At 52.2% G+C, this 21348-nt stretch carries 9 protein-coding genes; 8 read left to right on the top strand and 1 reads right to left on the bottom strand.

The genetic code is table 11. From position 1 onward, the window contains the following. Window positions 1-59: 59 nt before the first annotated feature. The 7 genes from ACKWCC_RS08770 (at window position 60) to ACKWCC_RS08740 (ending at window position 7160) form a co-directional block, all read left to right on the top strand. Window positions 60-1121, top strand: coding sequence for a glycosyltransferase family 9 protein (locus ACKWCC_RS08770; protein WP_413995541.1), 1062 nt, complete (start codon window positions 60-62; stop codon window positions 1119-1121). A 12-nt stretch (window positions 1122-1133) separates the two neighbouring features. Next, on the top strand, window positions 1134-2072 hold the full coding sequence (locus tag ACKWCC_RS08765; RefSeq protein WP_413995540.1) for a glycosyltransferase family 2 protein: 939 nt from the start codon (window positions 1134-1136) through the stop codon (window positions 2070-2072). A gap of 371 nt (window positions 2073-2443) precedes the next feature. Beyond that, complete coding sequence (locus ACKWCC_RS08760) at window positions 2444-3043, top strand: L-threonylcarbamoyladenylate synthase (protein WP_413995539.1); 600 nt, start codon at window positions 2444-2446, stop codon at window positions 3041-3043. Between the two features lie 16 nt (window positions 3044-3059). Further along, window positions 3060-4475 (top strand): CCA tRNA nucleotidyltransferase, encoded by a 1416-nt coding sequence (locus tag ACKWCC_RS08755; protein ID WP_413995538.1) that lies wholly within the window; start codon window positions 3060-3062, stop codon window positions 4473-4475. A 4-nt stretch (window positions 4476-4479) separates the two neighbouring features. Next, complete coding sequence (locus ACKWCC_RS08750; protein WP_413995537.1) at window positions 4480-5514, top strand: COX15/CtaA family protein; 1035 nt, start codon at window positions 4480-4482, stop codon at window positions 5512-5514. A 26-nt stretch (window positions 5515-5540) separates the two neighbouring features. Further along, window positions 5541-6038 carry an IS1096 element passenger TnpR family protein gene (locus ACKWCC_RS08745; protein WP_413995536.1) on the top strand — a complete coding sequence of 166 codons (498 nt, stop codon included), beginning with the start codon at window positions 5541-5543 and terminating at the stop codon, window positions 6036-6038. A 63-nt stretch (window positions 6039-6101) separates the two neighbouring features. Continuing rightward, window positions 6102-7160 carry a nucleoid-associated protein gene (locus ACKWCC_RS08740; RefSeq protein WP_413995535.1) on the top strand — a complete coding sequence of 353 codons (1059 nt, stop codon included), beginning with the start codon at window positions 6102-6104 and terminating at the stop codon, window positions 7158-7160. Window positions 7161-7452: 292 nt separating this feature from the next. Here the strand turns inward: ACKWCC_RS08740 and ACKWCC_RS08735 are convergent, their stop codons facing one another. Further along, window positions 7453-8535: a hypothetical protein gene (locus tag ACKWCC_RS08735; RefSeq protein ID WP_413995534.1), complete on the bottom strand. Its 1083-nt coding sequence runs from the start codon at window positions 8533-8535 to the stop codon at window positions 7453-7455. 256 nt (window positions 8536-8791) lie between these two features. Here ACKWCC_RS08735 and ACKWCC_RS08730 point away from each other — a divergent pair, with 256 nt between their 5' ends. Further along, window positions 8792-21322 (top strand): T9SS type B sorting domain-containing protein, encoded by a 12531-nt coding sequence (locus ACKWCC_RS08730; RefSeq protein ID WP_413995533.1) that lies wholly within the window; start codon window positions 8792-8794, stop codon window positions 21320-21322. The last annotated feature ends 26 nt before the right edge of the window (window positions 21323-21348 follow it).

Here is a 21348-nt window from a genome sequence, read left to right as displayed (position 1 = left end):
TGCCAGCCCCTTTTGGGAGCGGCCCCACAACCAACAATGAGACAAATAATACCAGACCTATGAAGTTTTTGGTCATACAACAGAAAATGATTGGTGATGTGCTTACCAGTACGGTGATCTGCCAATGTTTAAAACACCATTTTCCCATGGCAACGGTTCATTTGGTGGCCAACCAAAACACCCTACCCGTCTTGGAGGGCAACCCCCATATAGACAAGGTGGTCATCTTTAAGAACGAATATAGACAAAGCAAAATAGCGCTCTTTGGCTTTCTAAGATCATTGAAAAAGACAGAGTACACCGCTGTTTTGGATGCCTACGGCAAGTTGGAGAGCAATCTAATGACCCTGTTTGCCCAAGCGGACAAAAAAATTGGCAACTATAAATGGTACACCGCTTGGGTCTATTCCCATTGCGTGCGCCAAAAGAGGGTATCGGACGGTCCACTGCCCCTATCCATCTCCAACAGGCTCATGCTCTTGGACCCCCTGGTAACGGAGAACAAACACGTTAGCTATCCCAAAATTCACCTCAGCGCAACTGAAATGGAACAGGCGCGGAAATCCTTGAAAGAACAGGGACTGGGAACGGGCGCCCCCTTGGTCATGGTGAGTATTTTGGGCAGCGCACCCTATAAGACCTACCCGGCCAAATATATGGCCCAACTATTGGATGCCATTTGTGCCCAAGAAGAGGTGACCCTCTTGTTCAACTATATCCCAAATCAGAAAAAGGAGGCCATGGACATTTACGATCGTTGTTCCCCACGGACCCAGCAGCGCATTGCCATAGACTTCTATGCGGAATCCCTCCGGGGATTTATGGCCCTGCTCTCCCAATGCCAAATGCTGATCGGCAACGAAGGGGGTGCCGTGAACATGGCCAAGGCACTGGACATACCCACATTTGCCATTTTCAGTCCCTACATAAACAAACAGGGATGGCACGGGGAGGTGTACCAAAAAGATAGGTGTGTACACCTCAGGGACTACCGGCCCGCACTCTTTGGGGAAATGGACAAAAACGAGATCAAAAAGAACAGTGCACGCTTGTACGATGCCTACTCCCCCGATCTTTTCCAAGAGGGGCTTCTTCAATTTTTGAAAAAACGACTTGCTTAAGCGCCCCGCCCCATGACCACCAAAAAACACACCCTGGCCATCATAATCATTAACTACAATTCCTCCGGGTTTACCCTAAAATGCATCAACAGCCTGCTGCAACACACCGATCCAACACTGAACCATGAAATCATTGTGGTGGACAATGCCTCTGAAAAAGAAGATTATCTTTTCCTGAAAACGGCATTGGACAAATTGCAGCACCCCCATTTATCACTTTACAGAAGTAGGATCAACACGGGCTTTGGCGGTGGCAACATGTTCGGGGTACAATTTGCAAAGGCCCAGTATTATCTCTTCTTGAACAATGATACCGAGCTAAAGGAAGATGCCATTTCCCAGTGCTTGCACTTCATGGAGTCCCATCCCCAAACCGCGGTCTGCGGCCCCACCATTTACAATGAGTTTGGTGAAAAACAACTGGGTTTTGACTACTTTACCTCGTTTGGGCGGGAGGCCTTTGGAAAAAAATGGGTAGAGTGGGTGCACGGAAAACCCAATAGGAGAAAAGCGTACCAGGCCCCCATTGCTGTAGATTACGTGAATGGGAGCTTTATGCTTTTCAGGGCCAAGGATTTTGATAGGGTAGGCGGGTTTGACACCAATATCTTTTTGTATTATGAGGAAAGCGATATTTGCCAAAGACTGAAACAATTGGGGAAGGACACCCATTTTATACCCACAACCTCCTATGTTCATTATCAGGGGCAATCCGTAAAAAAGACCAAAATGCCACTGGCCATAAAGATGGAGCTCAAGACCTCCATGTTCTATGTGGTCAAAAAACACAGGGGATTTTTTGAATACAAGGCCCTTCAGTGCTTTTTTGTGTTGCGCTACGGACTGGGAAGTATCATAAAACCAAAAAACATTGCCCTATTGCGTCATATTTTGATCGGGCTGCCCCTCTCCAAATCCCTAAAACAAAAGCAACAGGTCACGGAAGTTTAAAAGGTGAGGCACCCCCAGAAACCATACCATATCCTTGGCGGGCACAGATGGGGCCAGGTGATACCCGTTCTCGTTTGAAATGCAGCCACGGAAGTTGAATTGTTTTTTTGGCCTGCCAAAAAGAAAAATCGGGCATGGCCCAGCAACGCTTTATTTTTATCTTGAAGAAGGCGTAAAAAGAGACCATTTTAGCGGCTAATTTTCAATTGGGAAATGGTATTGACCCAAAATATGCGCTGGAATTTCCTTTACAGCTCCGAGCTACTGCGAATGCTCCCGCTGCGCCACTTTTTTCGATTGCACCGTAGCGGTGCCATCCTAAAATCGATGCAGCCCCAGTAGTCATTGTATCTCAAAACTTCATAATGAAGTTGCAATACATAATTTGGATTTTAACTATCAAGGTAGAAGTGAAGAACGTACAATTGCAACGCACCATGGAAGTGCTCTCAGCAGGGGGCATGGTACAACTGCCCACAGAACTGGGCCCAATCCTTGCCTGCGATGCGGACAATGAAAAGGCCGTGGCAAAGCTCCTTAAAACAGGGCAGAAACAGGGCATGGGGCCCTTGGCCTGTCTCATGGCCCATGATGCCATGCTAGAACAACACCTGGGCCAAGTGCCGGACCTGGCCTATGACCTTATGGACTTCTCCACCAAGCCCACCCTGATCGTCTATGACCAACCACTGCACTTGGCACCACAACTTTGCCAGGGAAGGGAGTTGGCAATTCTGGTGGCACGCCACAAGTTTGCACGTTATGCCGTGGCCCGTTTTAAAAGGCCCTTGGCCTTCTTTCCCCTTCCCGTGAACACCGTGGCATCAAAAAAAAGATGTGAAGAAATGGGCAGGGGCCCTTTAGCGGATGTGGACTATGTGGTAACTTTGCAAAAAGAAAACCCCGCGGCACAACCCTATGCCATCATTGCATTGGGCACGGATGGCAGCGTTACCGTGATCAAGGAATAAAGCAGTCAAGGAACCCATGAACCACAAGGAGGCAATACAGGAGGATATTTTTAAGGTCATAGGTGAAAGTGCCGATGAGCTGGGGTTGGAGGCCTACGTGATCGGTGGGTTTGTCCGTGACCACTTTTTAAAAAAGGGACTGCCCAAGGACATAGACGTGGTGGCCGTGGGCAGCGGTATTTCACTGGCCAAAAAAGTGGCGGAAAAATTGCCCGGTGCCCCCAAGGTATCGGTTTTTAAAAACTTTGGCACGGCCATGGTAAAGCACCATGACCTGGAACTGGAGTTTGTGGGTGCGCGCAAGGAAAGCTACAACCGCGACAGCCGCAAGCCCATAGTGGAAAATGGCACCTTGGAAGAAGATCAGATGCGCAGGGACTTTACCATCAATGCCTTGGCCCTTTGTTTGAACAAGGATCGGTATGGAGCGCTATTGGATCCCTTTGGCGGCAGGGACCATTTGGACAAAGGCCTCCTTAAAACCCCGCTGGACCCCAACACCACCTACTCTGACGATCCCCTGCGGATGATGCGCGCCATACGCTTTGCCACCCAACTGGACTTTACCATCGATCCGGATTCCCTCACGGCCATCACGGAAAATAAAGACCGGATGGGCGTTGTGTCCAAAGAGCGCATTGTGGTGGAACTGAACAAGATATTGGAGGCCAAGACGCCCTCCAAGGGGCTGGCCCTATTGCACAAAACAGGGCTCTTGCACCTCATACTGCCCGAACTGACCCGCCTGCAAGGCATAGAAGAAATAGAGGGACAGCGCCACAAGGACAATTTTTGGCATACCCTGGAAGTGGTGGACAATATTGCCCGCACCACCAACAACCTCTGGCTCCGGTGGGCGGCCCTGCTCCACGATGTGGGAAAGGCCCCCACAAAAAAATTCCACAAAAAACTGGGGTGGACCTTCCACGGACACGAGTACGTGGGGTCCAAAATGGTGAGAACCATCTTTAAGCGGCTGCGCATGCCCCTGAACGATAAGATGAAGTTTGTGCAAAAAATGGTGATGATGAGCTCCCGCCCCATTGTGCTCTCCGAGGATTTTGCCACCGACTCCGCCGTGCGCCGCCTCATCTTTGACGCCGGGGAGCACGTGGAAGACCTCATGACCCTCTGCGAGGCGGACATTACCACCAAAAACCCAAAGAAACAGCGCAAATACAAGAACAACTTTAAACGTGTTAGGCAAAAGATAAAAGAGGTGGAAGAACGAGATCAAATTCGTAATTTTCAGCCCCCTATAAGCGGAGAGGAGATCATGGCCAGTTTTGGCCTACGGCCTTCCCGGGAAATTGGCATCATCAAAGAGGCCATCAAAGAGGCCATTCTGGAGGGAGACATTCCCAACGAACATCAAGCGGCCAAGGAATTAATGTACGCCAAGGGAAAACAATTGGGACTGGAACCAAAATAACGCCATGCACGTAACCTTTAGAAAAATTGCCAAAACAACCCTTGCCCTGGTCTATCTCGTCATTGTGGCGGGAGCCTTTGTGCGCATGACGGGCAGTGGCATGGGGTGCCCGGACTGGCCCAAATGTTTCGGTTATTACATACCGCCCACCACCGCCGAGGAATTGAACTGGTACCCCAACAAAACCTTCAAGAAAGGACAGGTGATCATCGTGGACGAAACCCTGCAGGTGGCCGGGTCCGACTTTACCACCGGCACCGCTTTCAATGAAAAGAACTGGGAGGCCTATACCAAGCATGACTACGCCATCTTTAACCCTTGGCACACCTGGGTGGAGTTCATTAACAGGCTCTTGGGCGCCCTGGCCGGGCTGGCCACCCTGGTACTGGCACTGATCTCCCTAAGGTTCAGGAAAGAGAACCTGCGCATACCCCTCTTTTGCTGGTTGGTGGTGCTGGGCATGGGCTTCCAGGCATGGCTGGGCGCCACCGTGGTGTACTCCGTTCTGGAACCCCTGAAAATTACCCTGCACATGCTCATGGCTCTGGTCATTGTGGCGCTCTTGCTCTACGTTATTTTCATTGCCAATACGGAGGATAAAAAAATTAGGTACGACAGGCAGTTCCTTGTCCTCTCCGGTGTGGCCCTTGCCCTTACCGTGGCCCAGATCGTGCTGGGCACCCAGGTAAGACAGTTCGTGGACGAACAGGTGGACCTCCTGGGCTACGGTGCCAAGGAACTGTGGCTGCAGGACCCCAACCTCCAGTTCTATGTGCACCGCACTTTTTCCATCATTGTGGTGCTGGTTAACGTGTATCTCTTTGCCCGCGTGCGCAATCTGGACCTGGGCCACCTTAAGATGTACTGGGTGCTGTTCCTCCTGGCCATTGAGGCGCTCTCCGGCATTGCCATGTACTACCTGCACTTCCCCTTCGGTAGCCAGACCCTGCACCTGATCCTTGCGGCCATACTCTTTGGGGTACAGTTCTACATTGTATTGGATGCGCTTAAACCACAAAGTGCGCCCAAAACTTCGTAACTTTGCGCTCCCACAAAAACGAAGCAATGGTCTATAAGATTCGGATAATTCTGGACGCAAAGGAAGATATTTTCCGCGATGTGGAAATTGAGGCCCACAATACCCTGGAAGAATTCCATAATGCCATTACCCAGGCATTTGGATTTCCGGGCGATGAAATGGCCTCTTTTTACACCTGTGATGAGGAATGGAACCAAAAGGAGGAAATAGCCCTTTTTGACATGAGCGATGCCGAGACCGATGTTAGGCTCATGAACGAGACCTTCTTGGAAGATATCCTCACGGAAAACACCCCAAAACTGATCTACGTCTATGACTTTTTTAACATGTGGACCTTTTTTGTGGAACTGGCCGATATGGTAAAAAAGGAAGATGGCCGGTCTTACCCCAACCTCTTGTTCAGTTTTGGGGAACTGCCGGAAGCCCCTCCGGAACCGCACTTTAAGGCAGACCAAGGGCCCATGGACTTCAACGATACCCTGGACAGTTACGACGACCTGGATTTCGATGAGCATTGGAATTGAACCACCCATCTTGGCCCTCTTGGCAAAACCCAGCTTAACAACCCCTTAATCCCAACACGCAACATGCTGAACCTGTACAGTGCCCAAATAGAACACATCTCCATCCACCGGGTGGGAAACAAGAGCAAGGGAGAGACCATCTTTCTCTCGGAAGCCGAACTGACCCTGAACGACGAGACCAATGGGCTGCTCAAAGAATACTTTTTTAAGCCCTTTAGGGAAAAGGAAGAAAACTATTTCAGTTTGGCCAATGAAGTGGACGTGGCCTTTAACGAACTGCACAAAATTGCCTCCGAGATTTTCTTGGACCCCTCCTCCACCCACAGCAATTCAAAAAAGATTGCCGCCCATCTTTTTGAGCAGAGCAACCACCCGCACATTAAGAGCGGGGAAGTCTATGTGGCCCATCTCACCAACATTGTACTGGACAATAAGAAGGTGGATGCCGTGGGCATTTTTAAAAGTGAGCTAAAGCATGACTTTCTCCAGTTCCAGGAAAAGGGCAACAACCTGGACCTTGTGGTGCAACAGGGCATCAACATTAACAAACTGGACAAGGGGTGCCTGATCTTCAATGTGGAAAAAGAGGCCGGCTACAAGGTGCTTTCCGTGGACAGCAACAGGTACGACACCAAGTACTGGCTAGAGCACTTCCTGGCCGTGGAGGCCCTTTCAGACGACAACTTCAAGACCAAGAACTACCTGAAATTCTGCCAGGACTTTGCCAAGGAAGTGGTCCTTCCCGCAGAGGACAAACAACAGGAAGTGCTCTTTATGAACAGGGCCGTGAACCACTTTGCCAAGAACAATGCCTTTGAGGAGAGCCATTTTCTGAACGAGGTGATGGAAAACCCCGAGCTGATCCCGGAGTTTAAGCACTACAAAGTGGAAAAAGGCCCCAAATACAGCATACAGGACGTTTCCAATTTTGACATTGCCAACAAAGCGGTTTCGGACGCACGCAAAAAAATTAAAAACGTGATCAATTTGGACACCAATATCCAAATCAAGATGGATTTCATCAATCCAGAGTCAGCGGAAAAATTTGTGGAAAAAGGCTGGGACGAAGAACGGCAAATGTACTATTACCTCGTATATTTCAACAAAGAGGAGAAAAACTGACCCAAAGTCCGCCATAATAACCGCGTGAGGGTGGGGCCCGCCCCGGCCGGGGAAAAAAGAAAACAACTTTTTCAGTGCTTTTTCCTTCATCTTTTTTGGGCCAAAGCCAACCAGCCCGGGGGAACACGTTCAATGCAACACCGTATTTGCTTCCAAAAGCTTAACATCGCGAGATTCTGAAACCACCATTGTGGGCAAGGGACCCCCGTGGCCCAAGGACCGGGATGCACAAACCCGGGCAGGGACCTGCCCCACTGGGAACAACAACCATCCACAACAACAATAACAAGATCTAGATTTTGATCTTTTGCTCTATGATCTGTTTCATGCTCACATCCTCATAATTGCGGCGCACAAAGTTCAGGGCACGGTCCAGGATCTGCCCCATGTTACGGCATTTCTTAAAATCCATGTCCAAGGTGAGCTCGTAGATCTGTTCCCGCAGCATTTTTACGTTTTCGCGGGTACTGATGCGATCGGCCTTGGCTATGGAACGTAGTTTTTTGATGCGCTTCCCGGAGCTCAGGATGCGCTTGGCCACAATGGACCGCTCCTCCAATTTGTACTGGTCCACCGAGTCCCTCAGCAATTTTTTTCTCACCAGCTCCACCATTTGGAAGTTTTCCTTGAAAAACTGTGGGCGGTACACCTTTAGCTTGCCCTCAAAGCACTGTTGGTCAAAATCTATGGCGCGTATCTTGTACACCACGTGATCAAAATCATGCATGGGCACAATGACATAGTTGTAAGAGCGCATGTCTCCCAACAGCCGGATCATACAGCGTTCGTTGAACTTTACAAATTCCTTGGCCAACTGGGCCTTCTCCGATTCGGTGCACTTGGGCAGCAGGTTCTTGATGAACTCGTCCCCGGGAATGCCCGCAATGTGCTCTTCGATCAAGGTATCCTTGTACACCAAAAAATTGAGGTTATAGGGCGATAGGATGTGCTCCAGTTCCAACCCGTAAATGCGGGAGGCATCGGTCTTTTTAATGTAGAAATAGGTAAAGTTGTCGTTGAGGATGTTACGGATCTTGATGCGGAACGGCTTGGAATTGCCAAAAGTGCAGAAGTCCACCGCATCCACGTTCAAATACTGGTGTATGTTGTTACTGCCGTCCGAGTGCAGAATGGAATAAACCTTTTTAAGGCTGTCATCGATCTCCTTACGGTCAAATTCCGAATAATAGACCCTGATCCAGAGCGTGTCCTGGTCATTGGCGTCATAGACCACCACCGAGCCCGAAAAGCGCAACAGGTCCTCATAGAAGATGGGAATCTCTATTTTTCGGCTGTAATGGGAAAGGTACTCGTCCAACCTTTTGCTCACGGGGTAGGCCGGCTTCTTCTTGGACATCAATCGTTCTTCTGCCATAGAGTGAATATAGCTTAAAAACACTTGAAAACCACCATTTACCCCCTATAATTTATTACAGTTTTTTCTTGCCAAAAAAACAGTTCGGGGTAGCGCCAAATTCCCCCGTGAGGGGGGTGCCCGCAGGATTTTTAGCGCCTTTTGGGCAGTTACCCACAGCTTGGGCCAGTTTTACAACAAATTATTGCCCGAGGACGCGTACTGTAGTTTTTTTGAGGTTGATTCATATCCTGAGTTTACACGAAAGATACCTATAATGAACCAAAAAGCACTAATATTCCTACTCGCGCTGATGCTCAGTTTTTCAGCCTTTTCCCAATTGAGCGATTTGCACTACCTACCCCCCTTGAAGCAGGGACAGAACAGACAGGGAATAGACCAACAGGCCGTTTATCTTTCCACGCCAGAACCTGTGGCGTTCACGGTAAACGTGTACCAGGGCACCAATCCCACCCCCATTGCCAATTTTAGCATCTCCAATGTTAATCCGGCAGTCTATACCTTGGGCAGGGGAGACAACAACATTACCTTGGTGAACAATGCCAATACCGGCATTGTGCTTCGCAACAGTGGCCTAAGGTTCGAGGCCCCGAGCGGCAACAGGTTTTATGTAAACTACCGCGGCAACTCGGCAGCGCAGGCGGCCTCGTTGACCTCCAAGGGGCGCGTGGCAATGGGACAGCGCTTCAAATGGGGTGGTGTGCCCAATTTGGGAGGACGGCATCCGTCCAAATCCAACACCCTGGGCATCATGGCCACGGAAGACAATACCACCGTTAGATTGTTCGGCTATGACCCCGATTGTACGTTTCGTTTGGGGGGCAATGCCAACGGCATTACCGCGGATACCTACACCATAACCCTGGACGCCAACGAATCTTTTGTTTTTGAGAACTATGTTGGAAATGTGAATCCGCCATCCCTGGCCCAACAACAGGGTTGGCTGGGTGCTTCCATAGAATCGGACAAAGACATTGTGATCAGCAACGGTTCCATTAACTTCGGACGGCAAGTTGGTCAAAGCAATAGGGATGCCGGTATCGATCAACCTGTGCCAGAAAACCGTCTGGGCAAGGATTACGTTTTTGTTCGTGGAAACGGTGAAGCTGCGGGTCGTACAGAATTCCCCCTGATCATTGCCACAGCGGACAATACCCAAATTTTTGTGAACGGCGGCACCACGCCCATTGCCACCATTGACAATGGCGAATTTTTCGAGGTGCCCAGCAGTTTCTATTCCTCCAGCACCGTGGGGGCCAATATGTTTGTACAGACCTCCAAAGATGCCTATGCCTATCAGTGTTTGGCGGGTGCCACCGAAGTGTTTACGCAAGGACTCAATTTTGTGGCCCCCGTGAACTGCCTTTTGCCAGATGTCATGGACAACATCCCGGACATTAGGAACATGGCCGGACAGACCGTAACGGGAGGTATGACCATTATTGCGGCAGTGAACACCCCAGACGCCAACATACAGGTAACGGACGGCAATGGCCCCGTTTCCTTGCCCGCATCAAGGCCCGTGGCAGGATCCAGCGATTGGAAAACCTTCTATGTCCCCAATTTGAACGGGGATGTAAGCGTCCAGTCCACCGGCCCCATGGCTGTCGGGTTTTTTGGCTTTAACGGAGCTCGTGGTGTGGCCGGGTACTTTTCCGGTTTTGACACCGTTCCAGAAGTGAACCTTGATGTAAGGGGCGGCACCGGCTGTTTTGTGGGCTCGGAAATTTTTGAGGCCACCGGCAATTTTGACGCCTACCAATGGTTTGAGGATGGGGTGGCCATACCCGGCGCCAATGGCCCCAGTTACGCCGCCACCAGGGCGGGAGACTATTTTGTAAGGGGAACCAAGGGACCCTGTACCTATGATTCCCAGCCCATTACCGCGCTCTACTGCGACCCTGACATTGTGCTGAACAAAACCGTGGATGTCCCCGAAATAAATGAGGGCGAGACCGCGGTCTTTACCATAAACGTGCGCAATCTGGGCGTGGGTCCCGTGACCAACCTACAGATAACCGACAACCTTCCGGCAGGATTGACCCTAGAGAATGCCTACACCCTAACGGGGAACTGGAGCGGCAACACCTGGAACATTGGCACCCTGAACGGTGGAGACCAAGCGGAACTGCAGCTTACCGTGAGGGCAGATGAGATAGACACCCTGCCGTTGCTTAGCCTGGTCAACACTGCTACCAACTCACAAAACGAAGTGGATGCCAACCTAACGCCAGACAGCCCTTCTGCCCACCTCACGGTGCACAATGACAACGATAATGACGGCATCAGGGACATTACGGATTTGGATGACGATAACGATGGCATCTATGACGATGAGGAATGTGCCGGGCTGGCGTTTAACATTGCCAGCGGAACGCCGCACGTGAGTTCCTTGATCACTGTGGACAACTACTTGGTGCTGGATATCTACAGACTGGACAATTCCTTTAACCTGAACATTAACGGAACGGACGTTGCCGGCGAAATTCAACTGCACCAGCCAACCGGTGGCAATGTAGCCACGTTTGTTAATGGTGAGGGTTACGGCAACAACGGTATTCCCAATATTTGGTTGCTCTCTGGATCGGCCAGCACGCCCTTGCTCAGGGTGGTCATTGACCAAAACGGTCAGTTTAAAATGTACGGGGCAAAAAGCTCCAATGGCCCCTTGGAGCCCATGCAATTGACCACCGCACCCAATGTACTGTCTTGGAACGGCACAGGCAACAATACCATTGCCATTAACCAGAGTGTGGTGGGCCCCACCAACATGCGGGGCATGTTGCTCACGGCCGGTTGTGATACCGATGCCGATGGCATTCCCGATCAATTGGATTTGGACAGCGATGGGGACGGCTGTAGTGATGCCAACGAATTTTACAAGGATGAAAATGCAGATGGCGGGGACGACGGAGTTTTTGGTGCCGGCAACCCGGCCGTGGACAGCACGGACGGTACGGTGACCGCCGCCTCCTACAACCGTGTTTTTGCTCCTGAGATTTTGCTTCAGAACACCTCCGAGGACCTTGGGGGCACGGACATAAACGGCCAGAACGTGGGCTTGGGACAAACGCTGAACTATGTGCTTCGTTTCCAAAACACAGGAGATGACAATGCGGCAAACTACTCCATTAGAAATGTACTGCCCAGCAATGTATCCCTGGATGCCGTGGACTTCAGTGACGCCCCTGGGGCAAGTTACACCCATGATCTTGCCAACAACACCCTTACCTTTGAAATTCCGGATAACTTGGTGGAAGCTGGTGATCCCCAATACACCATTAGGATCACGGTGACCATTGCCCTGGATTGCTCCAATTTTGTGGCAGCATGCTCCTCTACCCTGGAGAATCTCGCGTTCTCTACCTATCAGGGCGTCTTAAACACCAATACCTTTACCGATGAAGGCGGTTCCAATTCCATATCGGCCTGCCCCACTGCCCCGCAAGTGGCAAGCAACTCAATTCTAAACGACCTTACCAACTGCAACCAAGCACGGACCGTGCAACTTTGTGGCGACAATGTCACCTTGGCCGCCGGTACCGGCTTTACCACCTATAATTGGGTGCTGGACGCCAACGGAAACGGACAGGTGGACACCGGGGAAACCGTGCTCAATGATGGCGATCCGGACAATGACCCCAGTACCCTTTTGGTGACACAGATAGGGAATTACATCGTGGAGAAATCAGCCAACGGTAGTTGTCCCAATCTGGTGGAGCGCATTGCCGTGGAACGCTTTGGGGCCACACAGACCAACCCCATTGCAAACTTCTTCAACCAAGTGAACAGTGATCCCAATCCGGATAATGACATTCAGGGCGAGGTGGTCACCTGCTCCATAGACGGAGATCTATTGCCCCAGATATTCCTCTGTGGCACCAGCGATCAGGCCACCATTCAACTGGGCATCACGGATGCGCAGAGCATTACTTGGGAAAGACTTTTGGAAGGTAGCTGTTCTGACCCGAATTTTACGCCCAGTGATGATTGTGCCTCCAAAAACCTGAGCTGCGGCTGGGAGGAAGTGGCCACCAATAATAATTTTACCGTATCCCAAAGTGGCCAATACAGGGTGGTGCTCAGATACCAAGGAGGGTGCCCCAGTACCTTCTATTTTAATGTGTTTAGGAATGACCTGGTCATTGATGAGCCGGTCGTGCGCGACATCATTTGTGCTACCGATGGATCCATTCGCTTAACCGATCTGGGATCCGGCTACGGGTACCAGTTGGTGGATGCCAATAACAATGATGCGATCCTTGTTCCCTTTTCCGCAAACAACGGACGGATTTTTAACATTGCCAACAGCGGTACGTACAAGGTACAGATAACACAATTGAATCCCACTACCGGAACGCCCATTCCAAACAGCTGTATCTTTGAAACGGCGGACATTGGGATAAGGGAACGGGATTTTCAGGTAAGCCTGGATACTACGCCCGCAGACTGCAACGTCTTGGGCTCCATTTCTGTACAGGCCTTGAATGCCCTTCCAAACTATGGCTATGAACTTCGTTTGGACGATGGAAGCAACGGCGGCCTGGGAAGCCTCGTGGCCGCTGAGCCCAGCACCCCAAATGACACTTTTGTGTTTAACAATGTGAATCCCGGCAACTATAATGTGATCACCACTACCCAAGATGGCTGTACGAATACGCAGTCTGTTACCGTGGGCGAAATTGATGCACTGGGCCTTAGGGCGGTGACCTCACAAAATATTTCCTGTAATGCAGGTATCATCAATTTGGAGCCTACGGGCGGTGTTACCGGTGCTACCTATGAAATGGCCATTTGGAGCAAGGATGGCGTGGCATTGCATGCAGACCAGGCCTCCGTACCCGATACGGATTATACCACGGATCTCAGCTTCTTATTTGGTTACAGGGGCAGTCCGGCCACCTATTTCCCCAATGAAGGGGGAGACTATGTGTTCATCCTCCGGGACGGCAGTGGTTGTTTTGCCTTGTCCAACAGTGTCAGGATGGAAGACTTGGGAAGCTTGCAAATCTCCGCAACCAACACCGATATAGGCTGTGCAGGTTCCAGCACGGCCACCATGACCGTGAACGTTACGGGAGGTACGGCCCCCTACGAGTACAGTTTGGACGGGGGCACCACCTTCCAGACCAACAATACCTTCTTCAATATGGCCGCAGGCATCTATGAGATCACCGTTCGCGATGCCAGCAGCCCCAATGATGCGGACAAGTGCACGGAAACCATTACCCATGAAATAACGCAACCTTTTTCCCTTACCGCATCTGCGAGCATCATTGAGGATGCTTCCTGCGACCCCAACGGGGCCCTGGTCAAGATATTGAACCCCAGTGGAGGGCAGGCACCCTATGCCTTTAGTTTTGATGGGGGCAGCAGCTTCTCCGGTGTGGATGAGCAGCGTTTGCTTCCGGGCAATTACCAATTTATGGTACGGGATGCCCTTGGCTGCACGTTTAACACGGAACTCACCGTTCCCAGCCCGGTGAACGCGCCCACCTTTGGCACTGCCGTGACCTATGACTGTGCCGGTTTGGGCAATATTGGGATTACCCCATCCAACACCACCGATTTCAATTACACCTACAGCCTTAACGGTGGTATCCCCACTACCACCAATGCCTTTGGCGGGCAACTCCCTGGCACCTATACCGTAACCGTGGCCTACGCCAGCACCTTGGCCCCGGAGCAGAGCACCGTGTTCTTTGAAGACTTTGGTGCGGGCCCCAACACCCAATTGGGTGAAATTGGGCCAGGGTACTGTTATGAGCCCCAAAGTGGCATGGCAACACCCTGCAATCTGGGTCCGGCGGGCATCCTGGTGGATGCCGAATATGTAGTCACCAACTTTGTCACCAACCCCATACCTGCCTACCGAAACCCCAACGATCATTCCGGCCTTACCGATGGCCGTTTCCTCGCCATAAATCCCAGTAACAACCTGGTGGGCAGCAACAGCGTGCTCTGGTCCAGGGAAAACCTCAGCGTATTGCCCAATAGGGACATGACCATTACCTTCCAAGCATACAACCTGAGGCAAACGGGATTTGCGGGCAACAATCCCATCATTGAGGTGGTCCTTTTGGATGGCAGTGGCAATGTGATCAACAGTGCGGTGACCGCAGAAATACCTAAAAACAACAATGCGGACGACTGGCACGAAAGAAGCGTGACCTTTGATCCAGGAGCCAATACCACGGTCTCCGTGGTGTTGCGCAGCAACCAGGCCAGCGACGACGGGAATGAACTGATCTTGGATGATATCCAGGCCACACAAGTTCCCCAAACCTGTGATGCCACCACGGACCTGACCGTTGTTGTGGAAGCCGACCAGGCATTCAGCGCCACCTTGTTGGGCACCAATGATGCCTCTTGCCAAGGCGCCGCGGATGGCTCCATACGCTTTGCCGTGAACAACTTTGATGCCGCAACCGGTTTTGAATATTCCACGGACGGCACCAACTGGGCCACGGCCACGGCCTCTCCCGTGACCACAGCGGCCAATTTACCGGCCGGCACCCACACCGTACAGATCAGGAGGGCAGCGGACAATGCTTGCATCGCCAATGTTACGGCCACCATTGCGGAACCTACCGCCATAGTGCCCTCCCTGACGCAGCGCGATCCCTTCACTTGCCTCAACACCGGGGCCACCTTGCAAGCTGCGGCCACAGGCGGCAGTACCGCGTACCAATATCAATTGGAAGATACCGTTGGGAGCGTCATTGCACCGTTCCAGGCCAACCCTGTATTCCCCAATGTGCCCGATGGCACCTACGTGGTCCGGGTCATGGACAGCAACAATTGCGACGTGCTCCAGCCCGTGGCCGATGCGGTTACCGTTACCGCCCCACAGGCCGTGGCATTCAGCACCACACCAACGGCATGCTATGCCGGCAGTAGCAATGGTTCCATACAAGTGGATGTGAGCGCTGGCAACGGCAATTATGAGTTCCGTATCAATTCCGGACCATGGATCGCCCCTAGCCCGGCCACGGCCACCACCTATACCTTCAACGGCCTTTCCGAAGGAAGTTACGATATTGAGGTTCGGGACCAACAAGGTTGCCCTACCGCGGCAAACACACAAACCGTGGTCATTAGTCCGCAATTGGTGGTAGATGTTGTGGTAACGGAGCTTAGCTCTTGCAATGATGGCACCATTACCGTGAACGCAGTTGGTGGCAACGGCACCTTATTATATGCCATTGTACCGGCCAACAGTAGCCCCATGGGAGTGTTCAGCACCGCCAATACGCTCACGGTTACCGAGGCCTTGGCCACGGCAAACCCTGCTGGTTTTGATGTGTATGTGGAGGACAACAACGGTAGCCCTGCAATATGCAACTTCTTGCAGGAAGACATCATATTGAACCCGGTTGCTCCCTTGTCGGTCACGGCCACCCCAACCGATCCCCTGTGTTTTGATGGTTTGGGCAGTATGGGCATTTTGGTTTCCGGAGGAACGGCACCCTATAGCTATACCTTGACGGACCTTTCCCCGGCAGATGGCATTGACTACAGCAGAAGCAGTGCGGCCATCTCCGCAAGCACCCTGGATTACGCCGGAATTGGCGTGGGAGATTACGAAGTCACCATTACGGACGCCAACGGATGTACCATTACATCCACTACGAGCACCATAAACAATGCGGTGGAAATCACCGCGGATATCACTCCCATTTTACCCGCAGCATGTGCAAGTACGGTGGAAAGTGATTTTGGTTTTGAATTTGACAATGTCATTGCTCCCACCGGGACAGTGGAATACAGCAATGACGGCGGAGCCACCTGGCAAACCACTCCGCAACTGAGAGGTTCTGCGGCCCACCCCACCTTCTCCGGTACGGAAGTGTTCCCGTCCATTAGGGTGGAAGTGGCCCCCGGAGTGTTCTGCCAGCGGGATTTTGACCGATACATCATTCCCTTCCCCTTGGATGATCTGGACATCACCCTATCTGCCATTGTCATTGGTTGTAATGATTTACAGGTAACGGTGGAAGGCAGTGAAGGGGACGGCACCAGTGGCTATGACTATACCTATACGGACGATCCGGCCAATTTCAGCACCTTTATTGCCGATCCCAACGTTTGGATCGAGAATGTACCTGCCGGAACGGCACATACCTTTGCCAATTTTGATCCCACAACACCCCAGTATCCAGAAGTACCGCTTCTAATACCCGGAAGAACCTATGTATTCTATGTCCGGGATGGCGCTGGTTGTATCAGACAAAGCAATGTTAACGTCAATGAGATCCCTGGCATTGGATTGCCAATGGAGATCACAACCGATATTACACCGAGTTGCGATGGTGCAGCCAATGGGGCCATTACCTTCAACCTAAACCCAACCGCTGCTCATCCGGAGATGCGATGGGAAATCTATGAATTGGGCAACCCCACGCCCATTGAAGTGAGTGGTGGCGGTGCCACCGCGGCAAACGTAACGTACCAGACCGATATTTCCACAACGGTGCCACTGGCGGAAGGCGAGTATTACATAGACGTGATCCAAGTGGACAACCTTGGTGCGGATGCGTGTCGCGGAGCGGGAGAAAATGCCTATGTTCCCGAATTGGCACCCTTGAGTGCGGTGGCAACGGCCACGCGCGATATTTCCTGTAACCTGCCCGGGCTTATTTCCATAACCGGAATAACGGGCGGGGGCGGCCAACCCTACGCCTATGACGTTACGGGACCGGCCGGGTTTGTGGCCCTGAGCGGCACCACGGACAATCCCGTGGAAATCCCCGTGAACTCGCCCGCCGGAAGCTACACCGTGACCTTGCACGACCAATACGGTTGTTCCGTAACGCTGAATCCGGTGAACCTGGGCCTTGCACCCAACCCAACCCTTACCGTGGACACGGACAATTGTGCCGCCCCGCTAACGGTGACCGCGGTAGGGACTTCGGCCGCGGGTAACCTGCGGTACGCCATGGTGCCCCACGGAAACCCAATGCCCACTGCATTTGCGGACAATTCAGGGATGTTCACCAACCTTGCTCCCGGTGCCTATGACGTTTACGTGATCGATGGTAACGGCTGTACGGCCGTAGAAAACAATGTGGAGGTGCATCCCGTGCTTTCCGCCACGGCCTCCTTGACCAAATTGTTGGATTGCACGACCTCCCCGGAAGCCATCATCAATATTGACATAACTCATGGTTCTGGCAGCTATGAATACAGCATTACCAATACGGCCGGTGCCCCAGCGGTAACGCAAACCGGGGTTCCAAGTGCCAATTTTGATTATCTGGCCCCCTTGCCCGGTGAGTACACCGTGACCCTTTATGACACCAATACCCCAAGCAACCCTGGTTGTGACAGAACCTTTACCATAGAGGTGCCTGCACGGGTAGCACCCATTATCGATCCCGCAATGGCCACCACAGACGTGAGCTGTATCGGGGCCAACGATGGCAGCATTACCATAAGGACCACCAATGGCGCGGCGGCCCCATATTCTTTTGAAATCACGGCAATGGACGGGGTGCCCACCAGCATCCTGCCCACCAGCACGTCTGGCAATACGGCCGAATTCACAGGTCTGGCGCCAACCGCCGGAGCTGGGTATGTGGTGACCGTTACCGGTGATGCCGCCACCAATGCGTGCCCCGTGAACAGTGTGGCCATCCCCATCAATGAACCCGCTGCCATTAGCGTTCCGGCGGCCACCGTTGTGGAGTTTGAATGTGCCGCTGGGAATACGCCCAACAACGCGTCCATCACCGTGAACGACCTGGCCCCATTTGTACAGGGCGGCAGCGGCACCTACGTGCGCTATGAGTTCATCAAGTTGGACGACCCCAACACTGCCGCGGTAGAACCTGCCCTAACGGTACAGTCGGGCAGTGATGCCACCTATATTGAAACTGATTTTGCGGGGGGCGTATATACCATAAATGTTTACGATGACAACGGATGTGTGGGCAGTACCACGGCCACCATCCTGCCCTATGATGCCATTGACAGCATCACGGTGAACAGGGACGAGGCCATTAGCTGCACCAATTTGGGCGAGGACATCCGTTTGGACGTGGTGGGCCTTGTATCCAATTCCACCGCCGATCCGGCAAATTACGAATTTAGGATGCTACCTTCCGGCACGGCCCAGACATCACCGTTGTTTACGGGTCTACAGCCCAACCGCTATACCTTTGAGGTAAGAAATTTGGCCACAGGTTGTGTCTCAACCATTGACCACAACGTGGAAGCGCCCAACACCTTTGATGTACAAGTTGAAAAACTGGCAGATGTTGTTTGTTTCGGGGACGATGGAAGTATTCGATTGACCATGAGCGATGCCACCTATACAGGCGATTTCAACTGGAGCATCTTCAATACCAACGGCACGCCCAACGACCGTACGGACGATGGTGTGGCCGTGGCCACCGGAACGGTCACGGGCTTTGGGCCCTCGGCCCCCATTGCGGTTCCGGCGGGGAACTACCTTGTGGAAGTGACCCAAGACGGATTGCCCAACTGCGCGCAACTGCGTTCCTTCAACATCAACACCCCTAGCGCCCCGTTGTCCCTTGACACTATTGCGTTGACGGAAGCGGGTTGTGCCAACGATCAGGGTACCGCCGTGATCAGTCCGCTTGGTGGCGAAGGCCCCTACAACATTGAACTTAGAAACTTGGGCACCGGTAACGTGGCCAATAGCAATGGGGTCAACGCCCATAACTTCCAGGGCTTGTCCGCAGGCCAATATACCGTATTGGTCACAGACGCCCTGGGCTGTACAGAGACCTTTGCCAACGCCTTTGAACTGCTCTTGCCAGACCCCATCACAGGTGTCTTGAGCGATTCCAGCTTGTTGTGCGAGGGAGATACGGAGGCAGGGCTTTCCCTGTCCCTGGACCCAAGGAACGTGTCTGCCAACTACCGCTATGTCCTCAACACCTATATGGACGGTTCCGGAACAGCGCTTTTGCAAAGTTCTGCCAGCCAGACCACAGATACCTTCTCCAATTTGGGAGCGGGCTTCTACAGCATAGAAGTGCTGGACGATCTGGGCTGTGCCTTTGAATCGCCCATTAGGGAGATCGTGGACCCCGCGGCCGTGGTGGCCCAATTGACCACCAGCCAAGCAGCGGGCTGCCAAGAGGGCGCGCACTTGGTGCTCACGGCAACGGGAGGAACCGCACCCTATATGTGGAGCACTGACGGCGTCACCTTTTCCCCGATGAACGGAGGCAATGGTGCCAATAGCCATACCTTCCAAAATGTGGCCGCCGGTACCTACCAGTATTTTGTAAGGGACGATTTTAATTGTACCTCCACTGTTTCCAATGAGGTCTTGATCAATACCATAGCCCCGCTCACCGTGTCGGTTGACACTACCGCAGCCAACATTAACTGCAACGGGGACAACACCGCATCCATACGTGCCGTTGCGGATGGTGGACTCGGAAACTACCGGTACGGACTCTTTTCGGATGCGGGCCTCACCAATGAAATCAGGCCCTACCAAACCTCTGAATTTTTTGACGACCTAGGGGTGGGCACCTACTACGTGGGCGTGCTGAGCGAGGATTGTTCGGTGACCTCCCAAGCCATAACAATAGCCGAACCGGAACCCTTGCAGGTCACCACCAACATTACGGACATTCTTTGTTCTGGAGATGAAAATGGCAGCATTGACATTGCTGTCCAAGGGGGCACGGCACCCTACCAATACGCCATATCGCCCAACTTGAACCTGTTCGATGACCAAAACACCTTTGAGGATTTGGCCGCCGGCGACTACAGTGTCATTGTACAGGACGGAAGGGGATGTTTTGAGCTCATTGAATTCAGCATCCAGGCACCGGAGCTTCTGACGATGGACGTGAACGTTACCCCCGAGTATTGTGCCGGGGATGAGGACGGAAGCATAACCATTGTCCCCACCGGTGGCACCGCACCCTTCAGCACCAGCCTCAACGCCAATGGTGATAGCGATTTTGTGGAGGGACGCTTGAGCTTCACCGATCTTCCCAGCGGGGACCACATTGTCTTCCTAAGGGACGTCAATGGCTGTGAAATTGTGGAAATCGTGACCGTGGACGCCGGAGTGAACATCAACGCAACCGTAGAAGTGGTTTACGAATGCGGCAGCGGAACGGTGGCCAACGGCCTTAACGTGATCTTGGAAGATAGGACCCAGAGTGTTTTCTTAATGTACGCCCTGGACAGTACGGATCCCAACGATCTGGAACTGGAGCCCAACTTTGGCAATTTGTCCCCAGGTGAACATACGCTTACCCTGGCCCACGAAAATGGCTGTATAAGAACCTTCCCCTTCCAGGTGGAAGCTTTTGAGCCATTGGAACTGGTGCTGGAGCAGCGCAACCTCAATGAGATCACGGCAGTGGCCACGGGAGGCAGTGAAGACTATACCTTCTTCCTTAACGATCAGGAACGGGGCAGCGACCAGGTATTCCATATAGATAGGACGGATACCTACACGGTACGCGTGGTGGACGCCAATGGCTGTGAAAGCACCGCTACCATCTTTATGGAGTTCATTGACATAGAGATCCCCAATTTCTTCACCCCGGACGGCGATGGCCAAAATGATGTCTGGATACCCAGGAACATTCAACAGTTCCCCGATATCTTCATCAAAATATTTGACCGCTATGGCCGCCATGTCTATACCATACAGGACAATGATGAAGGCTGGGACGGCTTCTACGAAGAAAACACCCTTCCCACCGGAGATTATTGGTACATCATTAAACTGAACGGGGAACAGGACCAACGCGAGTTCGTGGGCAACTTTACCCTATATAGATAAACCTTTGACCAAACAGATGTTGAGCC

Source organism: Maribacter aquimarinus (assembly GCF_047345505.1).
Classification (GTDB): Bacteria; Bacteroidota; Bacteroidia; order Flavobacteriales; family Flavobacteriaceae; genus Maribacter.
This window is presented reverse-complemented; position numbering and strand designations above follow the sequence as displayed.